We start from the raw sequence: 16,370 nt of genomic DNA on the forward strand, positions 1-16,370 counted from the left end.
ATTCAAATATATCCGAAATTCCATCTACCCAATTACTCGCTTAATGAAATACTTCAGGCCCACAATAGAACGCCCCAGCACCCGACCTCGAAGGGCGAAATGATTCATCCGCGCCAAGTAGTAGAGGACTTGGTATTTGAATCCTGACTGATTCCCTAAAACATCATACGCAAGCTTTAAAGCTAATGCGGAATCTTCCTCTAGCTGCCTAAATGCTTCTCCAGCAATATATCTCGCTTTTGCTTTTTTTATTAGCAACGAAGTGTCAGCTCCTCTAACACGATCCTGGAAGACATCCAACGCATATAACGATTCAGCAAGGAGTGAATATGTTTGTCGGCTGACCCCACCAACATGCTTTCGATATCTAGCAAGCACTTCATCGACTTTTTGCAGATTACCTTTTCTGGAAATCTCTAAAAATAACAGCCAGTCACTTACAGTTTTTAAGCGCTCGTCATAACCACCTTCCGGTATGGCACTCCGGCGAACCATAATGGAGCAGCCTCCCGGTATGCCTCCCTTCAGTAACAAATCCTCAGTCGAATATACATCTTCACCTCGATGCTGATTCGTAACGTACAATATCTTATTTGTGTCTGAGTCGAAAATTTCAACTGGGTGATAACATAAAACGCATTCCGGATCGCTATCCATCAATGCAACTTGCCGGGAGAGTTTGCCCGACAACATAACATCATCCCCCGCAAACAGCGAAACGTAGTCACCATCACAATACTTCAACGCCAAATTGCAATTAGCTGTAACACCCAAATTAACGGAATTAAATATGGCAATAATCTTATCAGGGAATTTTTCCTTGTAGCGCCTAATGATACTGGCCGTTCCATCCGTAGAGGCATCATCGCTAACGACTATCTGAAAGTCAGAATAGTCTTGTGAAAGGATCGAGTCCAATGCTTCAGAGATAAAGCTTTCTGCATTATATGTAGGCATCATCACACTAACCTTGGGCATCATATTTTCCTAATATGCCAAAAAGCAATGAAGGCAGTGAAAAACAAATACAGAATGTAATTGACCACAAACGCATACATTGCTCCAATCAAACCAAACTGACTGGTTAACAAAACCACCCAACCACAATACATACTGCTAAATGCAAGCTCCGAAAGCAGAAATGTCTTAGTCATTGCTTTCGCAAGCATCATATAAGAGAAAATGAACGAGGCGATTTTTATGACGTCTCCTATAAGCTGTGGTGCATATAGGTAGCTTGCCGACAAAAACTCCCTTGAGAACAGAACAACAGTAATAAGGTCACGGAACAAGTAGATAAGAACTCCAAGCACTGCCACTAACGGCATTAAATATACATAAGCGCCTTTAATCTCTCTTATGAGCTCTCTTTTAGCCTGTAACGCGGAAAGCTTTGGTAAATAGTAGACGCTAATGGCCATTGTAATAAAAAGCAGATAGGCTTCAGACACCTTACTAACCGCCTGCCAGTACCCCACCTCCTCCCAAGAGAAAACACCAGCCAAGTAGTTACGTACTGCAATCTGTACTATTGGGGCCAAGAGAGCGGACGTCAGTGTCATCAATGAAAAACGCGCCAATAGCGCAAAATCCGTTTTCTCGACACGCCAACCTATATTTTTCCATTTGAAATAATTACTGCGTTTGTAGGCCGAAAAACTAATCACCAGCAAAGCGGCCTGGGCCAGTACGAACGCCAAAAGTACTCCGTTGAGTGCGTAGAAATACCCCAGCAAAACGGGAAGTATCGTCCCGGCAAGGGCGCCACATACGTGTATGAATGCAAGGCGCTTTACATCCATCATCCCATTGACTGTGGCGATTACCAAATTATGCAAAGCCACAAATATCTGAGCAACAGCCAGAATAACTATAAGCCATTGAAACTCGCTGCCACCTAGAAGCCAGGCTGCGATGTAATTGCTCGATAGCAATACCAATAAGCACATGCATAGTGAAGCGATGACAGTAAAACTGAAAGCCGAGCGTAATAGATTAGCTGACTTGGCATCATCGCCCTTGAATTCCGCGAGATACTTGATTACGCCAGGGCCGACCCCCCCGCCAGCAAACACCACTAGCAATGCCGTCAAGCTCATAAACTGTCCCAACTGGGCCACGCCTTCAGGGCCTGATAGCACAGCCACCAGCTTCATCACAATGAATCCGGACAAAAGACGTGCAATCGTGGCAATGGCCGTTAAGACACTCGTTTTGAAGATATTCACAGCAAGCTGAACGCCAAGCAAGAAGCCAGACCAATGGTCACATGACCACTGTTGTTAGCTATTTCAAGCGAAAGCATTCACCGCTCCTATTACAGTGCTGATCTCTTCTTGGGTCATAACCGGACTGATCGGCAGGCTAAGCACTTCACTATGGATGGTTTCGGTCAAAGGTAATGTTAGCGAGTTATAAGATGCATAAGCCTGCTGTTTGTGGGGCGGAACAGGATAATGAATAAGTGTCTGCACACCCTGATCAGCAAGAAAAAGCTGGAGTTCATCGCGCCGGTCAGTGCGAACCACAAAAATATGCCAAACATGTGACTCTTCATTACCAACGTACGGTATTGAAACTAGTGGATTACTGATACCGGCACGGTAAGAATCAGCTATCTTTCTACGCAATGCAATTTCTTGGTCAAGATGCGCAAGTTTCACTCGAAGCATGGCGGCCTGTATTTCGTCCAGCCGGCTATTCACACCTAGATACTCATTCTCATACTTTTTATAGCTTCCGTAATTGCCCAGCCCGCGAACCAACTTTGCCAGCTCCACATTCTGGGTGAGCACTACGCCCGCATCCCCAAGTGCTCCAAGGTTTTTACCGGGATAGAAGCTGAAGCCCGCTGCATGCCCCCAAGCCCCAGCTTTTCTACCATCAATACTGGCACCATGTGCCTGTGCCGCATCTTCGAGCACAAGTAGATTGTGCTCAGCAGCCACAGCCATAATGCCAGGCATGTCTGCCAGCTGACCATAAAGGTGGACTGCAAGAACAGCTTTGGTCTTGGGGGTCAAGGCGGCCCTCACGCCCTTGGAAGAGAGATTAAATGTTACGGGATCCGGCTCGACAAATATCGGAACCAAGCGATTCTCTGTAACAGCCAACACACTTGCAATATATGTATTAGCCGGCACTATGACCTCATCGCCCTCCCGTAACAGCCCCATCTCCTTCCATGCGCGCAGCGATAGCGTTAACGCATCCAGGCCATTCGCTACACCTACGCAATGCTCGACACCGCAGTAAGAAGCAAACTCCTGTTCGAACGCAGCGAGCTCTTTGCCACAGATGTACCAGCCAGAGTCAATTACACGCGCGCAAGCTTCGAGCAACTCTGAAGCATAAACGCCGTTGAGCTTTTTAAGGTCAAGAAAATTAATCAATTTATACTGATCTCGTAAAAATCTAGAACCATACCGCGAGCGCCAAAACTTTCCTTTTGGTTAATCAACCCTGAGTTCAAAGTCTTGCCGCCATCCTCAGTAGAGATTCCGAAGCTGAAGTACTTACTGCCTCTTGCTGCGCTTTCCTGAATACAGGTTTCAATTAGCGCATCCAGCGCGCCCATTTCTTTTCCCTCATCACTTGTTGCCAAATATTGTGTATGAGTGACCTGGCCAAAGCGAAACAGGACGGCTCCAGCTAGCAGCCTCCCCTCATGACGAATCGTCTTGAGTTCGATATTTTGCTCGAAACGTGAGTGCAGCAACCGTAGCTCTTCAGGAGTGTGCGTAGGCAATGCCCCATGGCGTTCTAAAACGGAAGAGAGCAAATCATGGAAACCTTCCCAGTCGGTCGATATTTCGGGCTTCAGCCCAAACTTGGCTGCCCTAGCAATCAACCATTTTCTGCCCTTTGAGAGTTTCGGTCGGCTGTCTAAATGAATCACACTAGACAGGTCGCGGCGTACCAGAACGGCACCATGACGGGTTAAAGCATACAGGTCTTCCTGGCAACTCTGACTGGCAAAGACGTAGGGAATGGCCTTATATAACATTTTTTTATAACCAAGACCGCGAGCATGGGCAACCAGTGCATTAAAGACCGCCAGTACCGTATCGGCACGTACCTTGGAGCTTAACAACATTCCCCCAAATGTAAGTCCACCATGGCTGATCAGTGACTTTCCGTGCCTCGATGCCGGGAAGACGGCTACTAGCTTGCCGTCTTCATAGAACATTAGCGACGCGTCTTCGAAACGATCCGCGTGATACTCCATAAAGCCGCGTTTAAAGAAGAACAACGGTGTACGTGCGGAGTCAATCAAGTCGTCCCATGCATTACAGGCTTCAGGCTGGTAGGCAACGCATTTCATTCTGCTAGCAACTCCGCAACACCAAAGCCCTCGGCGCCCATATTGTTCCCGTTGTAAAAACAAAAGGTACGATCTCCTGCAACTATAAGCCTTGGGTAGCAAAGATGCCGGTTATCGAACCCTTCCTCGGAGAGGGATAAACCCAACATCTCATCTTTGCGCTCCCAACGGATGCCGTCGGTCGAATAAGCGACACCGGGAAAATAATCTTCACCGCTGACCCCACCCTTGGTATAGAACATCATGTAACCGTGACCGGTTTTATAGACAGAAGGACGCCCGATCCGATATTCGTCGCCTTGCACGTCTACGCACAGAATCCCCTTCGCTGGAAACGTCTTACCGTCGACAGACTCGCTATACCAGATGTTGTATTTCGGGTAAGGCACACCGTTAATCATTTGCCATTCATCACCCACTGCATACCAGATCTTCCAGATACCTTGCTCGAACAAAGCCGTATGTACGGCGCGAATCGTATTACCTTCCATCGAACGGTCAAGAACAGGCGCCTCGCTAACCCGATGGAATGTCTCTCCTTGATCCAAGCTCTCTGCTAAGCCGGTAAAAGCCAAAAACTTAGCCCGCTTCACCAACTGGAAGCCGACGTAATACATGCGCAAACAATCACCGTCACGCACCACGTCGCCTAAAATGACACCATTGTCATCGAAACAACCATCCCTTCCACGGTCCAGAACTGGCTTATCAGAAACACGAATAACACTGGTCGGATCCTGAGCGTCGACATCCACATAGCCGATCCGACTGATGCCTTCTCCATCACGAAATCCAGCATAGACGCGGATGATTTGATCGTTCAGCAGGAAAGGAGTTGGGGTAAGAGCAGAATTGCGACTCCAGGCGGCCGAGCCGCTCTGGGAGAATACCAGCCCGAGCTTTCTCCAGATCATGAGATTTTCCTAAAATTTAACGTTGAGCGCGCTTTTCTTCGGGAGCTGTTGGGCCGGTGCGCCATAATAAATACGCTCGGGTTCTTTTAGATCTTTATTAACGAGCGTCCCCGACGCAACAACGCAATCAGGCGCAATCGTAACCCGATCATTAATCGTAGCGTTTACACCGATAAAAGTAGACTCGCCGATACGGCAATAACCGGACACAACTACGTGAGATGAGAGAAAACAGTTATCTTCTATGACGCTCCGGTGACCAATATGATTGCCGCTCCAGAGAATCACATTATTTCCAATTTCCACAAAAGGCTGAACCGTATTATCTTCAAAAATAAAGCAGTTCTCACCAACCTTGGCGTTTCGCCAAACGAAAGCATGTGAGCTTATATAGGTAGCACAGCGATATCCCTTACCCTTAGCTTCTAGGTAGAGCCTTGTCCTGACACGGTTAAGCTGCGAAGCCGGAATAGCCACGAAAAGTTCAAATTCGGAAGGGGGATAAGCTCCTTCTATTTCCTCAAACGCAGAAACGGGTTTCCCGTTCAGGGTATCATCTTCAAGATACGCTCGTTCTACAGCGAAGCCGCAAACTTCATAATTCGAGTCGTATGTAAAATATTCATCGGCAATCATTGCCAGTTCGCCAGCGCCAACGATCACCAGCTTTTTATTTTTTTGCATTTCGGGCCTCTGTAAGGAATTTCTGATAGTCACGAATATAATCAGACTCGTCGTAGTGCTCGGTTGCCAAGACTAACAATACGCAATCAGGACTAAAGTCATGCATTTCACGCCATATCATTTTCTCGATAAGGAGCCCCCTTGCTGGACTATCCAACCAAGCCTCTTCACGGGTAGTTCCATTATCGAGAACCATCCTGCATCGCCCTGCTACACATATGGCCAATTGCGTAAGATTGTGATGCGCATGATAACCACGACTAACACCTAAAGCTGTACCATAGAGATAATAAACACGCTTTATATCAAGCGGTATGGCTTGCCCCAATTCGAAAGCTACCAAGCTTCCTCGCTCATCACCCAGAGCCTGGAAGTCATACCATTTAATTAGCCCTGCTCCGCGCTCCAGCCTAACCTGAGATAAAAGTGGAGCATTTTGGTCTTTTTCACTGACGATCAAATCGTCCAGCATAGGCCAAGGGATAGCCAACTCCGGGTCATCCCAGCGAATACTGGCTTCGTGAGTACTCTTGTAATAACTGGTTGTCTTGTAATGAAAATGTGTATTGTCTTCTAAAGCTACGAAGCCATGAGCAAACCCTTCAGGAATCCACAACATTCTTTGATTCCTTTCGTTAAGCTCTACAGCCACATGCTTTCCGTAAGTGAAAGAATTCGGCCTTATATCGACCGCAACGTCGAAGGCAGCGCCCTGTGTTACTCGTACCAGTTTGCCCTGAGCATGCGGTTCAATCTGAAAATGCAGCCCCCTCAGAACGCCCTTCCTTGAACAGGAATGGTTATCCTGTACAAACCTCTTGGGAACAGGCAGGTTTATTTTTTTTAATTCTTTATGAAAATCTTGCTCATTGAAGCTTTCCATAAACCAGCCACGTTCATCGCTAAACATGTCTGGTTCTATGATCAGCACGCCGGGTATCGTAGTGCGTATTATTTTCATTATTCCCCCGGCGCCAAACGCATTAGATATTGCCCATAACCGGTTTTCTTCAGCAGCTCAGCTTGAGCCTTAACTTTCTCAATACTTAGCCATCCATTATGGAAGGCTATCTCTTCGAGACAGGCAACCTTGAGCCCTTGGCGCTGCTCAATCGTATGAACAAAATGGCCTGCCTCAAGCAGCGATTCATGCGTTCCGGTATCCAGCCAGGCAAAGCCACGCCCCAGCATTTCCACGCTGAGGCTCTTGTCTTTCAAATAAAAACTATTGATATCGGTTATTTCCAGCTCGCCACGCTCGGAAGGTTTGATCGATTTGGCAACATCGACCACGCGATTGTCGTAAAAATACAAGCCAGTAACGGCATAATGCGATTTAGGCTTGGTCGGCTTTTCTTCAATGCTGACTGCTCGCCCCTGCTTGTCAAATTCCACTACACCGAAACGTTCAGGGTCTGATACGTGATAACCAAATACGGTTGCGCCTTCAGTGCGTGCGTTAGCTGCCTTCAGATTCTCAGAGAAGTGCTGCCCATAAAAAATGTTGTCCCCAAGGATTAGGCAGCAGGAATCGTTACCGATAAAGTCCTCTCCGATAATGAAGGCCTGAGCCAAACCATCCGGTGATGGCTGAACTGCATAGGAGAGCTTGATACCAAACTGCTCCCCATCACCTAGCAGCTTCTGGTAACTAGGCAAGTCTTCCGGAGTACTGATGAGAAGAATTTCGCGAATGCCTGCCAGCATCAGGACAGAGATGGGGTAATAGACCATTGGTTTATCGTAGATGGGCAACAACTGCTTGGAAACACCAAGGGTAATCGGGTGCAGTCGGGTGCCAGAACCGCCAGCGAGAACAATGCCTTTACGTTGGATCATATTTATTGTCACTTACTTCTTTCAACAGACGAGTTATGCCTTCCCGCCACGCTGGCAGGTGTAACCCAAAGCTATTAGACAGCTTTCCGGTGTCAAGGCGAGAGTTGCGTGGCCGCTGGGCCGAGGTTTGATATTCGCTCGTGCTAATGGGTGATATATCCTGAACCTTGAGTTTTATTCCATGGTTTAGCCCGCTAGTCACGATAAAGCGTGCATAGTCGTACCATGAGGTTTCACCAGCGGAGGTGACGTGGTACAGCCCAGCCAAAGCTGGCTTGATCACCGCGCGGTGCAAAGCATGAGCAGTAATATCAGCCAAGAGATCGGCCCCCGTTGGAGCACCTATCTGGTCATCGATGACTTTCAGGTGATCACGCTCACCAGCCAAACGCAGCATGGTTTTAGCAAAGTTGTTTCCATGCGCGCCATAAACCCAGCTGGTACGAAAGATCAGGTGCTTGCACCCGGATGCCTGTATAGCCTGCTCGCCAAACAACTTGCTCTTCCCATAAACACTTAATGGGGCAGTAAGGTCATTTTCACGCCAAGGGTTCTCGCCACTGCCGTCAAAAACATAATCGGTTGAGTAATGCACAAGCCAGCCATTGAGCCGGTGCATTTCTTCAGCGAGAAACTGAGGTGCCTCATGGTTTATCTGCAGTGCCTTAGCTGCCTCGCTTTCAGCTTTATCCACGGCGGTGTAAGCCGCTGCGTTGACGATGATGTCTGGCTGTACCCTTTCAATGGTAAGGCGCAAGCCATTTAGGTCGGCCAAATCACCACAAAGGCCGTTTTCACCTTCGCGATCAAGCGCCACCAATTTACCGAGTGGCGCTAGAGAGCGCTGTAGCTCCCAGCCGACCTGCCCATTTTTGCCTAAGAGAAGAATTTTCATGGAGTTACAGTCCGGTGGCTGTAGTTTTTCTCAAGCCACTGCTGATAAGCCCCACTCTTGATGTGTTCAATCCACTCGGTGTTTTCCAGATACCACTCAACCGTTCTGCGAATTCCGGTCTCGAAAGTTTCTTCTGGCGCCCAGCCCAGTTCGCGCTGGATTTTGCTTGCGTCGATGGCGTAGCGCAGGTCGTGGCCGGGGCGGTCCTGGACGTGGGTTATGAGCTGTCTGTAAGAGCTGATTGTCAGGCCTGTGACCTGATTCGCAACGGGGGCGGCGCTCCCACAAATTTTGTCATTGCTGGATACAGGGCGCATTTCATCGAGGATATCGCAAAGGGTATGGACGACTTCGATGTTCTGTTTTTCGTTGTGACCGCCGATGTTGTAGGTCTCGCCGATCTGGCCTTCGGTCAGCACCTTGTACAGTGCACGGGCGTGGTCTTCGACGTACAGCCAATCGCGAATCTGATCGCCTTTGCCGTAGATAGGCAGCGGCTTACCCTCCAAGGCGTTGAGGATGATCAGCGGAATGAGCTTTTCCGGAAAGTGGTACGGGCCGTAGTTGTTAGAACAGTTGGTAATCAGAACCGGCAAACCATAAGTCCGCAGCCAGGCGCGAACCAGATGATCGGAACTGGCCTTGCTCGCCGAATAGGGTGAGCTTGGCGCGTAAGGCGTGGTTTCGGTGAAGAGATCTTCAGGGCCTTCCAGATCGCCGTACACTTCGTCGGTGGAGATATGATGGAAGCGGAAGGCTGACTTGCGGTTTCCATCCAGCGCCTGCCAATACTGGCGGGCTGCTTCCAACAATGTATAGGTGCCAACGATATTGGTTTCGATAAAGTCAGCTGGGCCATCGATGGAACGGTCAACGTGAGATTCAGCAGCTAGATGCATTACGGCGTCGGGCCGATGCTCACGAAAAACCCGGTCCAGTTCGGCACGGTCACAAATATCGACTCGCTCGAAGGCATAGCGTGGGGTTTGACTGACATCAGCAAGCGATTCAAGGTTGCCGGCATAGGTCAGCTTGTCTACGTTGACGACGCAGTCATCTGTACAGCCAATGATATGCCGGATTAAAGCCGAACCGATGAAGCCGGCACCGCCGGTTACCAGAATTTTCATTTCTCAGTGATCCTTTAGTTACTTCCCTAGGCACCACGAACATGAAGGCCTAAAACATAACGTGTTGCCCGAAGCGCTCAGCGCATTATCTTCAGTTTCTTTTCGCCCTCGACATAGCGCGCTTCAAGATTGTCAGCCAATGCCCTCTTTGCCCCCTGCTCCCCATGCACCACACGTATCTCACTCGGCCACTGCTGCATCCCAGTCACGAACTCCACCAATCCTTTCTGATCTGCATGAGCCGAATAGCCACCGATGCTGGTAATGCCGGCGCGGATATCGATGCGCTCGCCATCAAGATCAACATAGCCGCCTTTGGATCCATAGGACTGGATTGCATGGCCGCGTGTACCCTTGGCTTGGTAGCCGACGAACAGGACGTTATGCCTTTTATCGCCCAGCATCGCCTTGAGATAATTAACGATGCGACCGCCGCTGCACATGCCGCCACCGGCTATAACGATGGCTGGGCGTGCGGTCTGAGCCAAATGGTTCACGATGCGCTGGTGGTCGCTGTGGCTGTCTATTGTGATCAGTTGTTCGAAGGCCAGCGGCCGGCGCCCGGATTGGATGCGGTCGTGGGCCTCTTGGTTCCAGAAGGGCTTGAGGCTTCGGTAGGCCTCGGTGAAGCGGCTTGCCAGGGGTGAGTCGAGGATGATGGGGAGTTCGGGCCAGTTGGCGTGATCCGTCCCTGGATAATTTTTGTTCGCGAGCGAGCTCGCGCCTACAGGAGCGGATGCGTCGTTGAGCCTGGTGTGGATGATCTCTTCGAGTTCGTAAAGCAACTCTTGGGTGCGGCCGATGCTGAATGCGGGGATAAGGACGGTGCCTTGGTCTTCGAGGGCTTGCTCGATGACAGCTTCGAGCCGCTTTCGGCGGTTTTGTCGATCTTCATGGAGGCGGTCGCCGTAGGTGCTTTCCAGCACCAGAATGTCGGCGCGCTCCGGTGATTCGGGCGGCATCAGGAATGGCGCGTGCGGCGCACCGAAGTCGCCGGAGAAGACTACGCGCTTGCTCTGCCCTGTTTTTGGATAGGCGAGATCGATTTCAACGTAGGCAGAGCCCAAGATATGCCCGGCGCGCTGCAGCCGTATGCGAGCCACCAGCTCGTCCGTATCCGTCAGGGTGAACCAGTGTTTATACGGCAGCGCGATAACCCGCTGCTCTACCAGTTGGATGTATTGCTCAATCTTTGCCCGGTCACGGCTGAAGCCTAACTTGAAGGCATCCTCCAGCACGATCGGCAGGAGTTTGGCGGAAGGCTCGCTACATAGGATGGGGCCATCGAAGCCTGCCGCCAGCAGGTAGGGGATGCGTCCGACGTGATCAATGTGTACATGGGTCGCGACCAGCGCTTTTATCGTGTCCAGCGGGAACTCGATGTTGAGGCGATCCGCGCCCGGCTCACCTGGGATCGATGCGTCGTTGCCCTGGAACAAACCACAGTCGATCAGCAGACTGTTAGCGGCGTTCATACGCAGTTGGTGGCAGGAGCCGGTTACGCCATCCTTGGCGCCGTGATGTTCTATTTGTGGATAGTTCATGGTTATTCCTTTAACTAGCACTTGAGTAAGCGCTCCACCCTTGGGAGGAGCACTCGACGTCTCCCCGCTCAGCAACACCGCAACGGAATGCGGCGAGTTTGCTTACGCCTGGCTCGCGTTTCGGCCAACCATGAGTCGTATCAATGCGACAAATACGCCGAGCATCCCGCCTAGTACCAATCCAAGCGCAACAATCATCATCTTCTTGGGCTTGATTGGGGTTTGCGGTTGCTGGGCAGCACTGTCTAGCGTGAACACGGCGACGGCGCTGGGGTCGATCTCGATGGTATTCAGGAAGGACAACTCTTCCTGCAGGCTGCGTAGTTCAGGAATGAACGGGTCATCGGATTTGCGCGCTTCCAAAACTGCCAGTTCAGCTTCGATGGCCCTGGCACCGCGCATATAGGTCAAGGTCCCATCGACAAACTGTGCCAGCTCATTGCTCGAAGACGTATGGCCCGCAGTCACTTGAGGCGTGATCATCCCGACCGCCCTTGCAACCACTAGCGCTTCTTGAAGCACAGCTATACGGTCCTGGCGGCGTTGGGATGCGGTGCTGCGCAAGGACGCAATGCGGCGTTCGGTTGAGCGGATCCGAGTATCTATCTCGCTCATTACGTTGCGTTGCATATCGCTCTTCGCCGCAGCCGAAGCACGGCTGACAAGGTCGTTGACCCAAGCCGCCGCTTGTTCTGGATCGTGATGCTCGACTTTCACCTCGTACATATCCAGCTGCTGCTCATCTGGCGCTTTGATAGAAAGCAGATCGTTGAAATTCGCCCAAAGGCGATCATCTGCCGCAGATTGGTCATCCGGCGGCAGAGATGGCAGATATACATCTCTGAAGAAAGCGCGGCGCAACGACAATGAATTCAGATTGCGTTTGAAAACAGCGTAAACATCCTCAGTCGAGAAGGTCTTCTGCCGTCCCTCGGTTGAGTCATCTCGATCTGTTCTGTAGGCCGGTACGTTTCGGCCAGCGTTATAGGCGGTAATGTCTGAAAGAAGCGGCGGCAAAACAGTCGCATGGGCTTCATATACGGGCCTCGCTAAATATGCGTACGCAGCCGCGCATGCAGTTACGGCGATGGTTACCCCTATTATGATTAGTTTCTGTTTCCAGAGTCCCTTGAACAGCTCCACCAGATCGATTTCATCGTCCCGGTATGAATTTGGATGGGTGTCCTTGTCCTGCATGAATCTCTCCAGGGGATGCGCCTAAAAAACGCGGAATCCTGCCATGGACGGGACTCAAAGCCAAACACAAATCACGTTTTTATCGGACGAAAGGAGGTGTGAGGTTCAAGCCGGCCTTAAACTTCGAGTCGTAAGTGAAAGCGGTTCTTATTCGTCCTCATTCACCCGGTCACGCAGCTCTTTTCCCGGCTTGAAATGCGGAACGAATTTGCCATCGAGCGGGACGGACTGGCCGGTTTTGGGGTTGCGGCCGACGCGTGGGGCGCGGTAGTGGAGGGAGAAACTGCCGAAGCCGCGGATCTCTATGCGGTCTCCGGTCGCCAGTGCTTGGGCCATCTGTTCGAGCATGGTCTTGATGGCCAGCTCAACATCCTTGGACGAAAGAAGGCCTTGTTGGGTGACGATACGTTCGATCAACTCCGACTTGGTCATGGTTTTCCCTTCGTTTTCAAGCGGCTAGATCAATTAGGTTGCGCTCGTTTGTAGCATGTTGTTCAGAGTTTGAACAGCCTAGACGTTTGGTTCAGGTTTTTGAATGTAGTGCAGGGTTGGGACGTTTAGCTTTTGGCTCGCGGTAGGGTGAAGCGCGATTCACCCTACCCTTCCGCCAGCGGTGCAAGTCGCTCCGGGGGCGACGGGTTTCATTCGCGCGGCACAACCCAGCCGAAAACCAGGCAACTACCGCAGGGTGGGTGACGCTTTTTTAAGCTCGACCCCATAACCCTGCTTGCGCAACTCCTCGGCGACAGCGGCGCAGGCGGAGCCGCAGCGGTGGCGTCGACTTGCTTGGTGGATCGGTGAAGCGTGATCCACCCAACCGTTCTCGCTTCAACGAGTTGAGCGCAAAAAAAAGGGTGGACCGAAGTCCACCCTTTCTATATCTGACGAGGCCTAGCCTCATCGCGTGCCGCTACATCCAAGCATCAATCTTCGCGATAGCGACGCAGCTTGAGTTGCTTACCGCCGACACGGGTGTCCTTGAGCTTGCCCAGCAGGCGCTCGAGGCCCTCTTCCGGCAGCTCGACCAGGCTGAAGCTGTCGCGCACTTGGATGCGGCCGATGTCTTCACGGGCCAGGCCGCCTTCGTTGAGGATGGCGCCGAGTAGGTTGCGGGCAGCAATACCATCGCGTGCACCCAGTGCGGTGCGGCAACGGGCGCGGCCTTCGGCCAACGGGACCGGGGCACGACGCTCGCGGTCACCGCTACGCTCGGGACGATCGGAGCGCTCACGCGGGCTGCCGGTCGGGACCAGCGGCTGCTCTTTTTCAACTTCAGCCAGGGTCAGCGCCTGACCGTTGGTGGCCTTGCGCAGCAGCGCAGCGGCCAGGGCACGCGGGCTGCAGCCGATATCGGCGATCAGCTTGTCGAGCAATTCACCGTGGCTTGCTTCAGCATCGGCTACCAGCGGCGACAGGCTGTTGGTCAGCTTCTTGATGCGCGCTTCCAGCACTTGCTGGGCGTTCGGCAGACGGGCTTCGGCAACCTTCTGGTTGGTGACGCGCTCGATGACCTGCAGCATGCGACGCTCACGCGGGGTGACCAGCAGCAAGGCACGACCTTCACGGCCGGCACGGCCAGTACGACCGATACGGTGTACGTAGGATTCCGGGTCGTAAGGCATGTCGACGTTGAACACGTGGGTGATACGCGATACGTCGAGGCCACGGGCAGCGACGTCGGTCGCAACCACGATGTCCAGACGGCCATCCTTGAGCGATTCGATCACGCGTTCACGCTGGTTCTGGGCGATGTCACCGTTCAGCGCGGCGGCCTTGTAACCCTTGGCTTCCAGCGCAGCGGCCAGATCCAGCGTGGCCTGTTTGGTACGCACGAAGGCGATCAGCGCATCGAAGTCTTCGACTTCCAGCAGACGCAGAACAGCCGGGATTTTCTGGTCGGCGTGGACCATCAGGTGCGCCTGCTCGATGGCGGTCACGGTCTGGGTCTTGGTAGCCACCTTAATGTGCTGCGGCTCGCGCAGGTGCTTCTCGGCGATTGCGCGAATCGAATGCGGCAGGGTCGCGGAGAACAGCACGGTCTGACGGCTTTCCGGCATGGCTTCGAAGATGACTTCGAGGTCGTCCATGAAGCCAAGCTTGAGCATTTCGTCAGCTTCGTCGAGCACCAGATACTGGATGGTCGACAGCAGCGTGCCGTTACGGCTCAGGTGGTCGACCAGACGACCTGGGGTGGCGACGATGATCTGCGCGCCCTGGCGGATGGCCTTGAGCTGAGGGCCCATCGGAGCGCCACCGTAAACGGCGACGACGCCAACGCCTGGCATCTGCTTGGAGTACGTTTCGAACGCAGTGGCAACCTGCAGGGCCAGTTCACGAGTCGGCGCGAGAATCAGCGCTTGTGGCTCACGCTTGGCCGGATCGATCTTGGAGAGGATAGGCAGCGCGAAGGCTGCGGTTTTACCGGTACCGGTCTGGGCCTGGCCGATCATGTCGTGGCCGCCGAGGATTACCGGGATAGCCTGGCTCTGAATGGCCGAAGGCTCTTCGTAACCTACTGCAATGACAGCAGCGAGTACGGAGGGATGAATACCGAGTGCGGCAAAGCCGCCGATTTCCTGGGTCATGGGTCTTTTCCTGATGCTCCGCAAAGACCCATGTTCCGAAGCTGCGCATGCCATGCAAAACCCGAAGGTCACCCTGGCAGCCTGGTCGGCGGGGTTTGCGAAAACGTAATGAATGATGAATCGTCTAGGACAGCCGCGAGAAGCGGACAGCAGCCGAAGCAGCGCTTCGTGTGTTGCAGTACCTGAACGCAGGCTGTGTTTCAGCCGGCGCGTACTATACCGGATTTCTGTGAAGCTGTGCGTGTAATTTGTCTTTGGAGTTAGGTTCCGGGAAGTGCATTTATCGGTGTCTCGCCGCTAGCGAATATTCCTGGAGTGGCCTCATCAGGGCGCGCCACAAATGGCGAAGGGTCGAGCCAGTCTTCGCGAGCAAGCTCGCTCCTACAAGAGCGTCGTGCTTAACCGTTGCCCTGGATGCCTCAGGCATTAAAGGGGTGCTGATAGCCAGCTCACTGCTTGCTCAGCTCGCCGGTCGTAGCGCATTGATCAACGAGTCCAGCGTGTATCCCAATCGCGGGGCCAGCGCTGCGGCGCGCTCGCGCAGGCTCGCCTCGTCGAGCGTCTGTTCCAGATCGGCGGGCACGAACAGGATGACGTTGCCCTCCTTCACCGGGCATTCCCAATAGTGGCGATGAAACAAGCCACGAAGCAACGCCGCGCCCAGCGGCTTGTCCTCGTCGGTACCCCACTGATTGATGATCAACCAGCCATCTGGGCTCAGCTTTTGCTGGCAGCTTTGGAGAAAACGCCACGCCAGGTGCGCGGCCGCCGGGCCTACGTCTGTATAAAGGTCGACAAATATCAGGTCCGCGGTCTCGGCCGAATCGAGCAACTCCACCGCATCGCCAATGCGGATGTAAAGCCGGGAATCGTTCTGCAGGCCCATATAACGCATCGCCAGTTCAGGCACGTCCGGCCGCAGTTCGATGGCCTCGACGTCTTCCAGCGGCAGGAATTCGAGGCATGCTTGGGTCAGGGTGCCAGCGCCCAGCCCGAGAAAAAGCGCGGTTTCCGGAGCAGCGTGCAGCAAGCCGCCCATCAACATGGCGCGCGTATAGTCGTACTCCAACCAGCTCGGATCTTGGGTAAACACGCAGCTCTGCTCGACCGCCGCGCCGAACTCTAGAAATCGGTACTCGCCCACTTCCAGCACACGGATCAGGCCGAACGCGTCATGCACTTCAGCCAGCAACACTTCCTGCTTGTCCACCTGCGTTCACTCCCAAACCGGTCGGCGCATCTTACCAGCCCGATTGGC

Annotated in this window: 14 protein-coding genes and 2 pseudogenes; all 16 read right to left on the reverse strand. The window is 52.6% G+C overall.

The window, feature by feature from the left end; translation table 11 throughout:
- Positions 1-24: 24 nt before the first annotated feature.
- A complete protein-coding gene (locus ALTERO38_RS12465; RefSeq protein WP_159968592.1) occupies positions 25-978 on the reverse strand; it encodes a glycosyltransferase in 954 nt (317 codons plus the stop codon).
- Positions 978-2,228 (reverse strand): O-antigen translocase, encoded by a 1,251-nt coding sequence (locus tag ALTERO38_RS12470; RefSeq protein WP_159968593.1) that lies wholly within the window; start codon positions 2,226-2,228, stop codon positions 978-980. The genes ALTERO38_RS12465 and ALTERO38_RS12470 overlap by 1 nt, the downstream gene beginning before the upstream one ends.
- Before the next feature lie 63 nt (positions 2,229-2,291).
- The gene (locus ALTERO38_RS12475) at positions 2,292-3,392 is read right to left on the reverse strand and encodes a DegT/DnrJ/EryC1/StrS aminotransferase family protein (RefSeq protein WP_159968594.1); all 1,101 of its coding nucleotides are present in this window, start codon (positions 3,390-3,392) and stop codon (positions 2,292-2,294) included.
- Positions 3,389-4,324 carry a GNAT family N-acetyltransferase gene (locus ALTERO38_RS12480; RefSeq protein ID WP_159968595.1) on the reverse strand — a complete coding sequence of 312 codons (936 nt, stop codon included), beginning with the start codon at positions 4,322-4,324 and terminating at the stop codon, positions 3,389-3,391. Before ALTERO38_RS12480 ends, ALTERO38_RS12475 begins: the two co-directional genes overlap by 4 nt.
- Complete coding sequence (locus ALTERO38_RS12485; protein ID WP_159968596.1) at positions 4,321-5,238, reverse strand: hypothetical protein; 918 nt, start codon at positions 5,236-5,238, stop codon at positions 4,321-4,323. The genes ALTERO38_RS12480 and ALTERO38_RS12485 overlap by 4 nt, the downstream gene beginning before the upstream one ends.
- Positions 5,239-5,247: 9 nt before the next feature.
- On the reverse strand, positions 5,248-5,922 hold the full coding sequence (locus ALTERO38_RS12490) for an acetyltransferase (protein ID WP_159968597.1): 675 nt from the start codon (positions 5,920-5,922) through the stop codon (positions 5,248-5,250).
- Entirely contained in the window at positions 5,909-6,331 is a 423-nt protein-coding gene (locus tag ALTERO38_RS21545; protein ID WP_256663943.1) for an FdtA/QdtA family cupin domain-containing protein, read from the reverse strand. Before ALTERO38_RS21545 ends, ALTERO38_RS12490 begins: the two co-directional genes overlap by 14 nt.
- Positions 6,332-6,334: 3 nt before the next feature.
- Positions 6,335-6,883 (reverse strand): annotated as a pseudogene (rfbC, locus tag ALTERO38_RS12495) (dTDP-4-dehydrorhamnose 3,5-epimerase); the annotation flags it as partial.
- Positions 6,883-7,767, reverse strand: coding sequence for a glucose-1-phosphate thymidylyltransferase RfbA (gene rfbA, locus ALTERO38_RS12500; protein ID WP_159969701.1), 885 nt, complete (start codon positions 7,765-7,767; stop codon positions 6,883-6,885). The gene rfbA and the pseudogene rfbC, both read right to left, overlap by 1 nt.
- Positions 7,748-8,656 carry a dTDP-4-dehydrorhamnose reductase gene (gene rfbD, locus ALTERO38_RS12505; protein WP_159968599.1) on the reverse strand — a complete coding sequence of 303 codons (909 nt, stop codon included), beginning with the start codon at positions 8,654-8,656 and terminating at the stop codon, positions 7,748-7,750. The genes rfbA and rfbD overlap by 20 nt, the downstream gene beginning before the upstream one ends.
- Positions 8,653-9,786 (reverse strand): dTDP-glucose 4,6-dehydratase, encoded by a 1,134-nt coding sequence (gene rfbB, locus ALTERO38_RS12510; protein ID WP_159968600.1) that lies wholly within the window; start codon positions 9,784-9,786, stop codon positions 8,653-8,655. Before rfbB ends, rfbD begins: the two co-directional genes overlap by 4 nt.
- A 77-nt stretch (positions 9,787-9,863) precedes the next feature.
- Positions 9,864-11,330: an MBL fold metallo-hydrolase RNA specificity domain-containing protein gene (locus ALTERO38_RS12515; RefSeq protein ID WP_159968601.1), complete on the reverse strand. Its 1,467-nt coding sequence runs from the start codon at positions 11,328-11,330 to the stop codon at positions 9,864-9,866.
- A gap of 102 nt (positions 11,331-11,432) precedes the next feature.
- Positions 11,433-12,527, reverse strand: coding sequence for an LPS O-antigen chain length determinant protein WzzB (locus tag ALTERO38_RS12520; RefSeq protein ID WP_159968602.1), 1,095 nt, complete (start codon positions 12,525-12,527; stop codon positions 11,433-11,435).
- A gap of 147 nt (positions 12,528-12,674) precedes the next feature.
- Positions 12,675-12,959 carry an integration host factor subunit beta gene (gene ihfB / locus ALTERO38_RS12525; RefSeq protein WP_019340642.1) on the reverse strand — a complete coding sequence of 95 codons (285 nt, stop codon included), beginning with the start codon at positions 12,957-12,959 and terminating at the stop codon, positions 12,675-12,677.
- A 491-nt stretch (positions 12,960-13,450) separates the two neighbouring features.
- A pseudogene (locus ALTERO38_RS12530) lies at positions 13,451-15,144 on the reverse strand (DEAD/DEAH box helicase).
- A 428-nt stretch (positions 15,145-15,572) separates the two neighbouring features.
- Entirely contained in the window at positions 15,573-16,322 is a 750-nt protein-coding gene (locus ALTERO38_RS12535; RefSeq protein ID WP_159968604.1) for a spermidine synthase, read from the reverse strand.
- Between the last annotated feature and the right edge of the window lie 48 nt (positions 16,323-16,370).

The organism is Pseudomonas sp. 9Ag (assembly GCF_902506445.1).
Lineage (GTDB): Bacteria > Pseudomonadota > Gammaproteobacteria > Pseudomonadales > Pseudomonadaceae > Stutzerimonas > Stutzerimonas stutzeri_AB.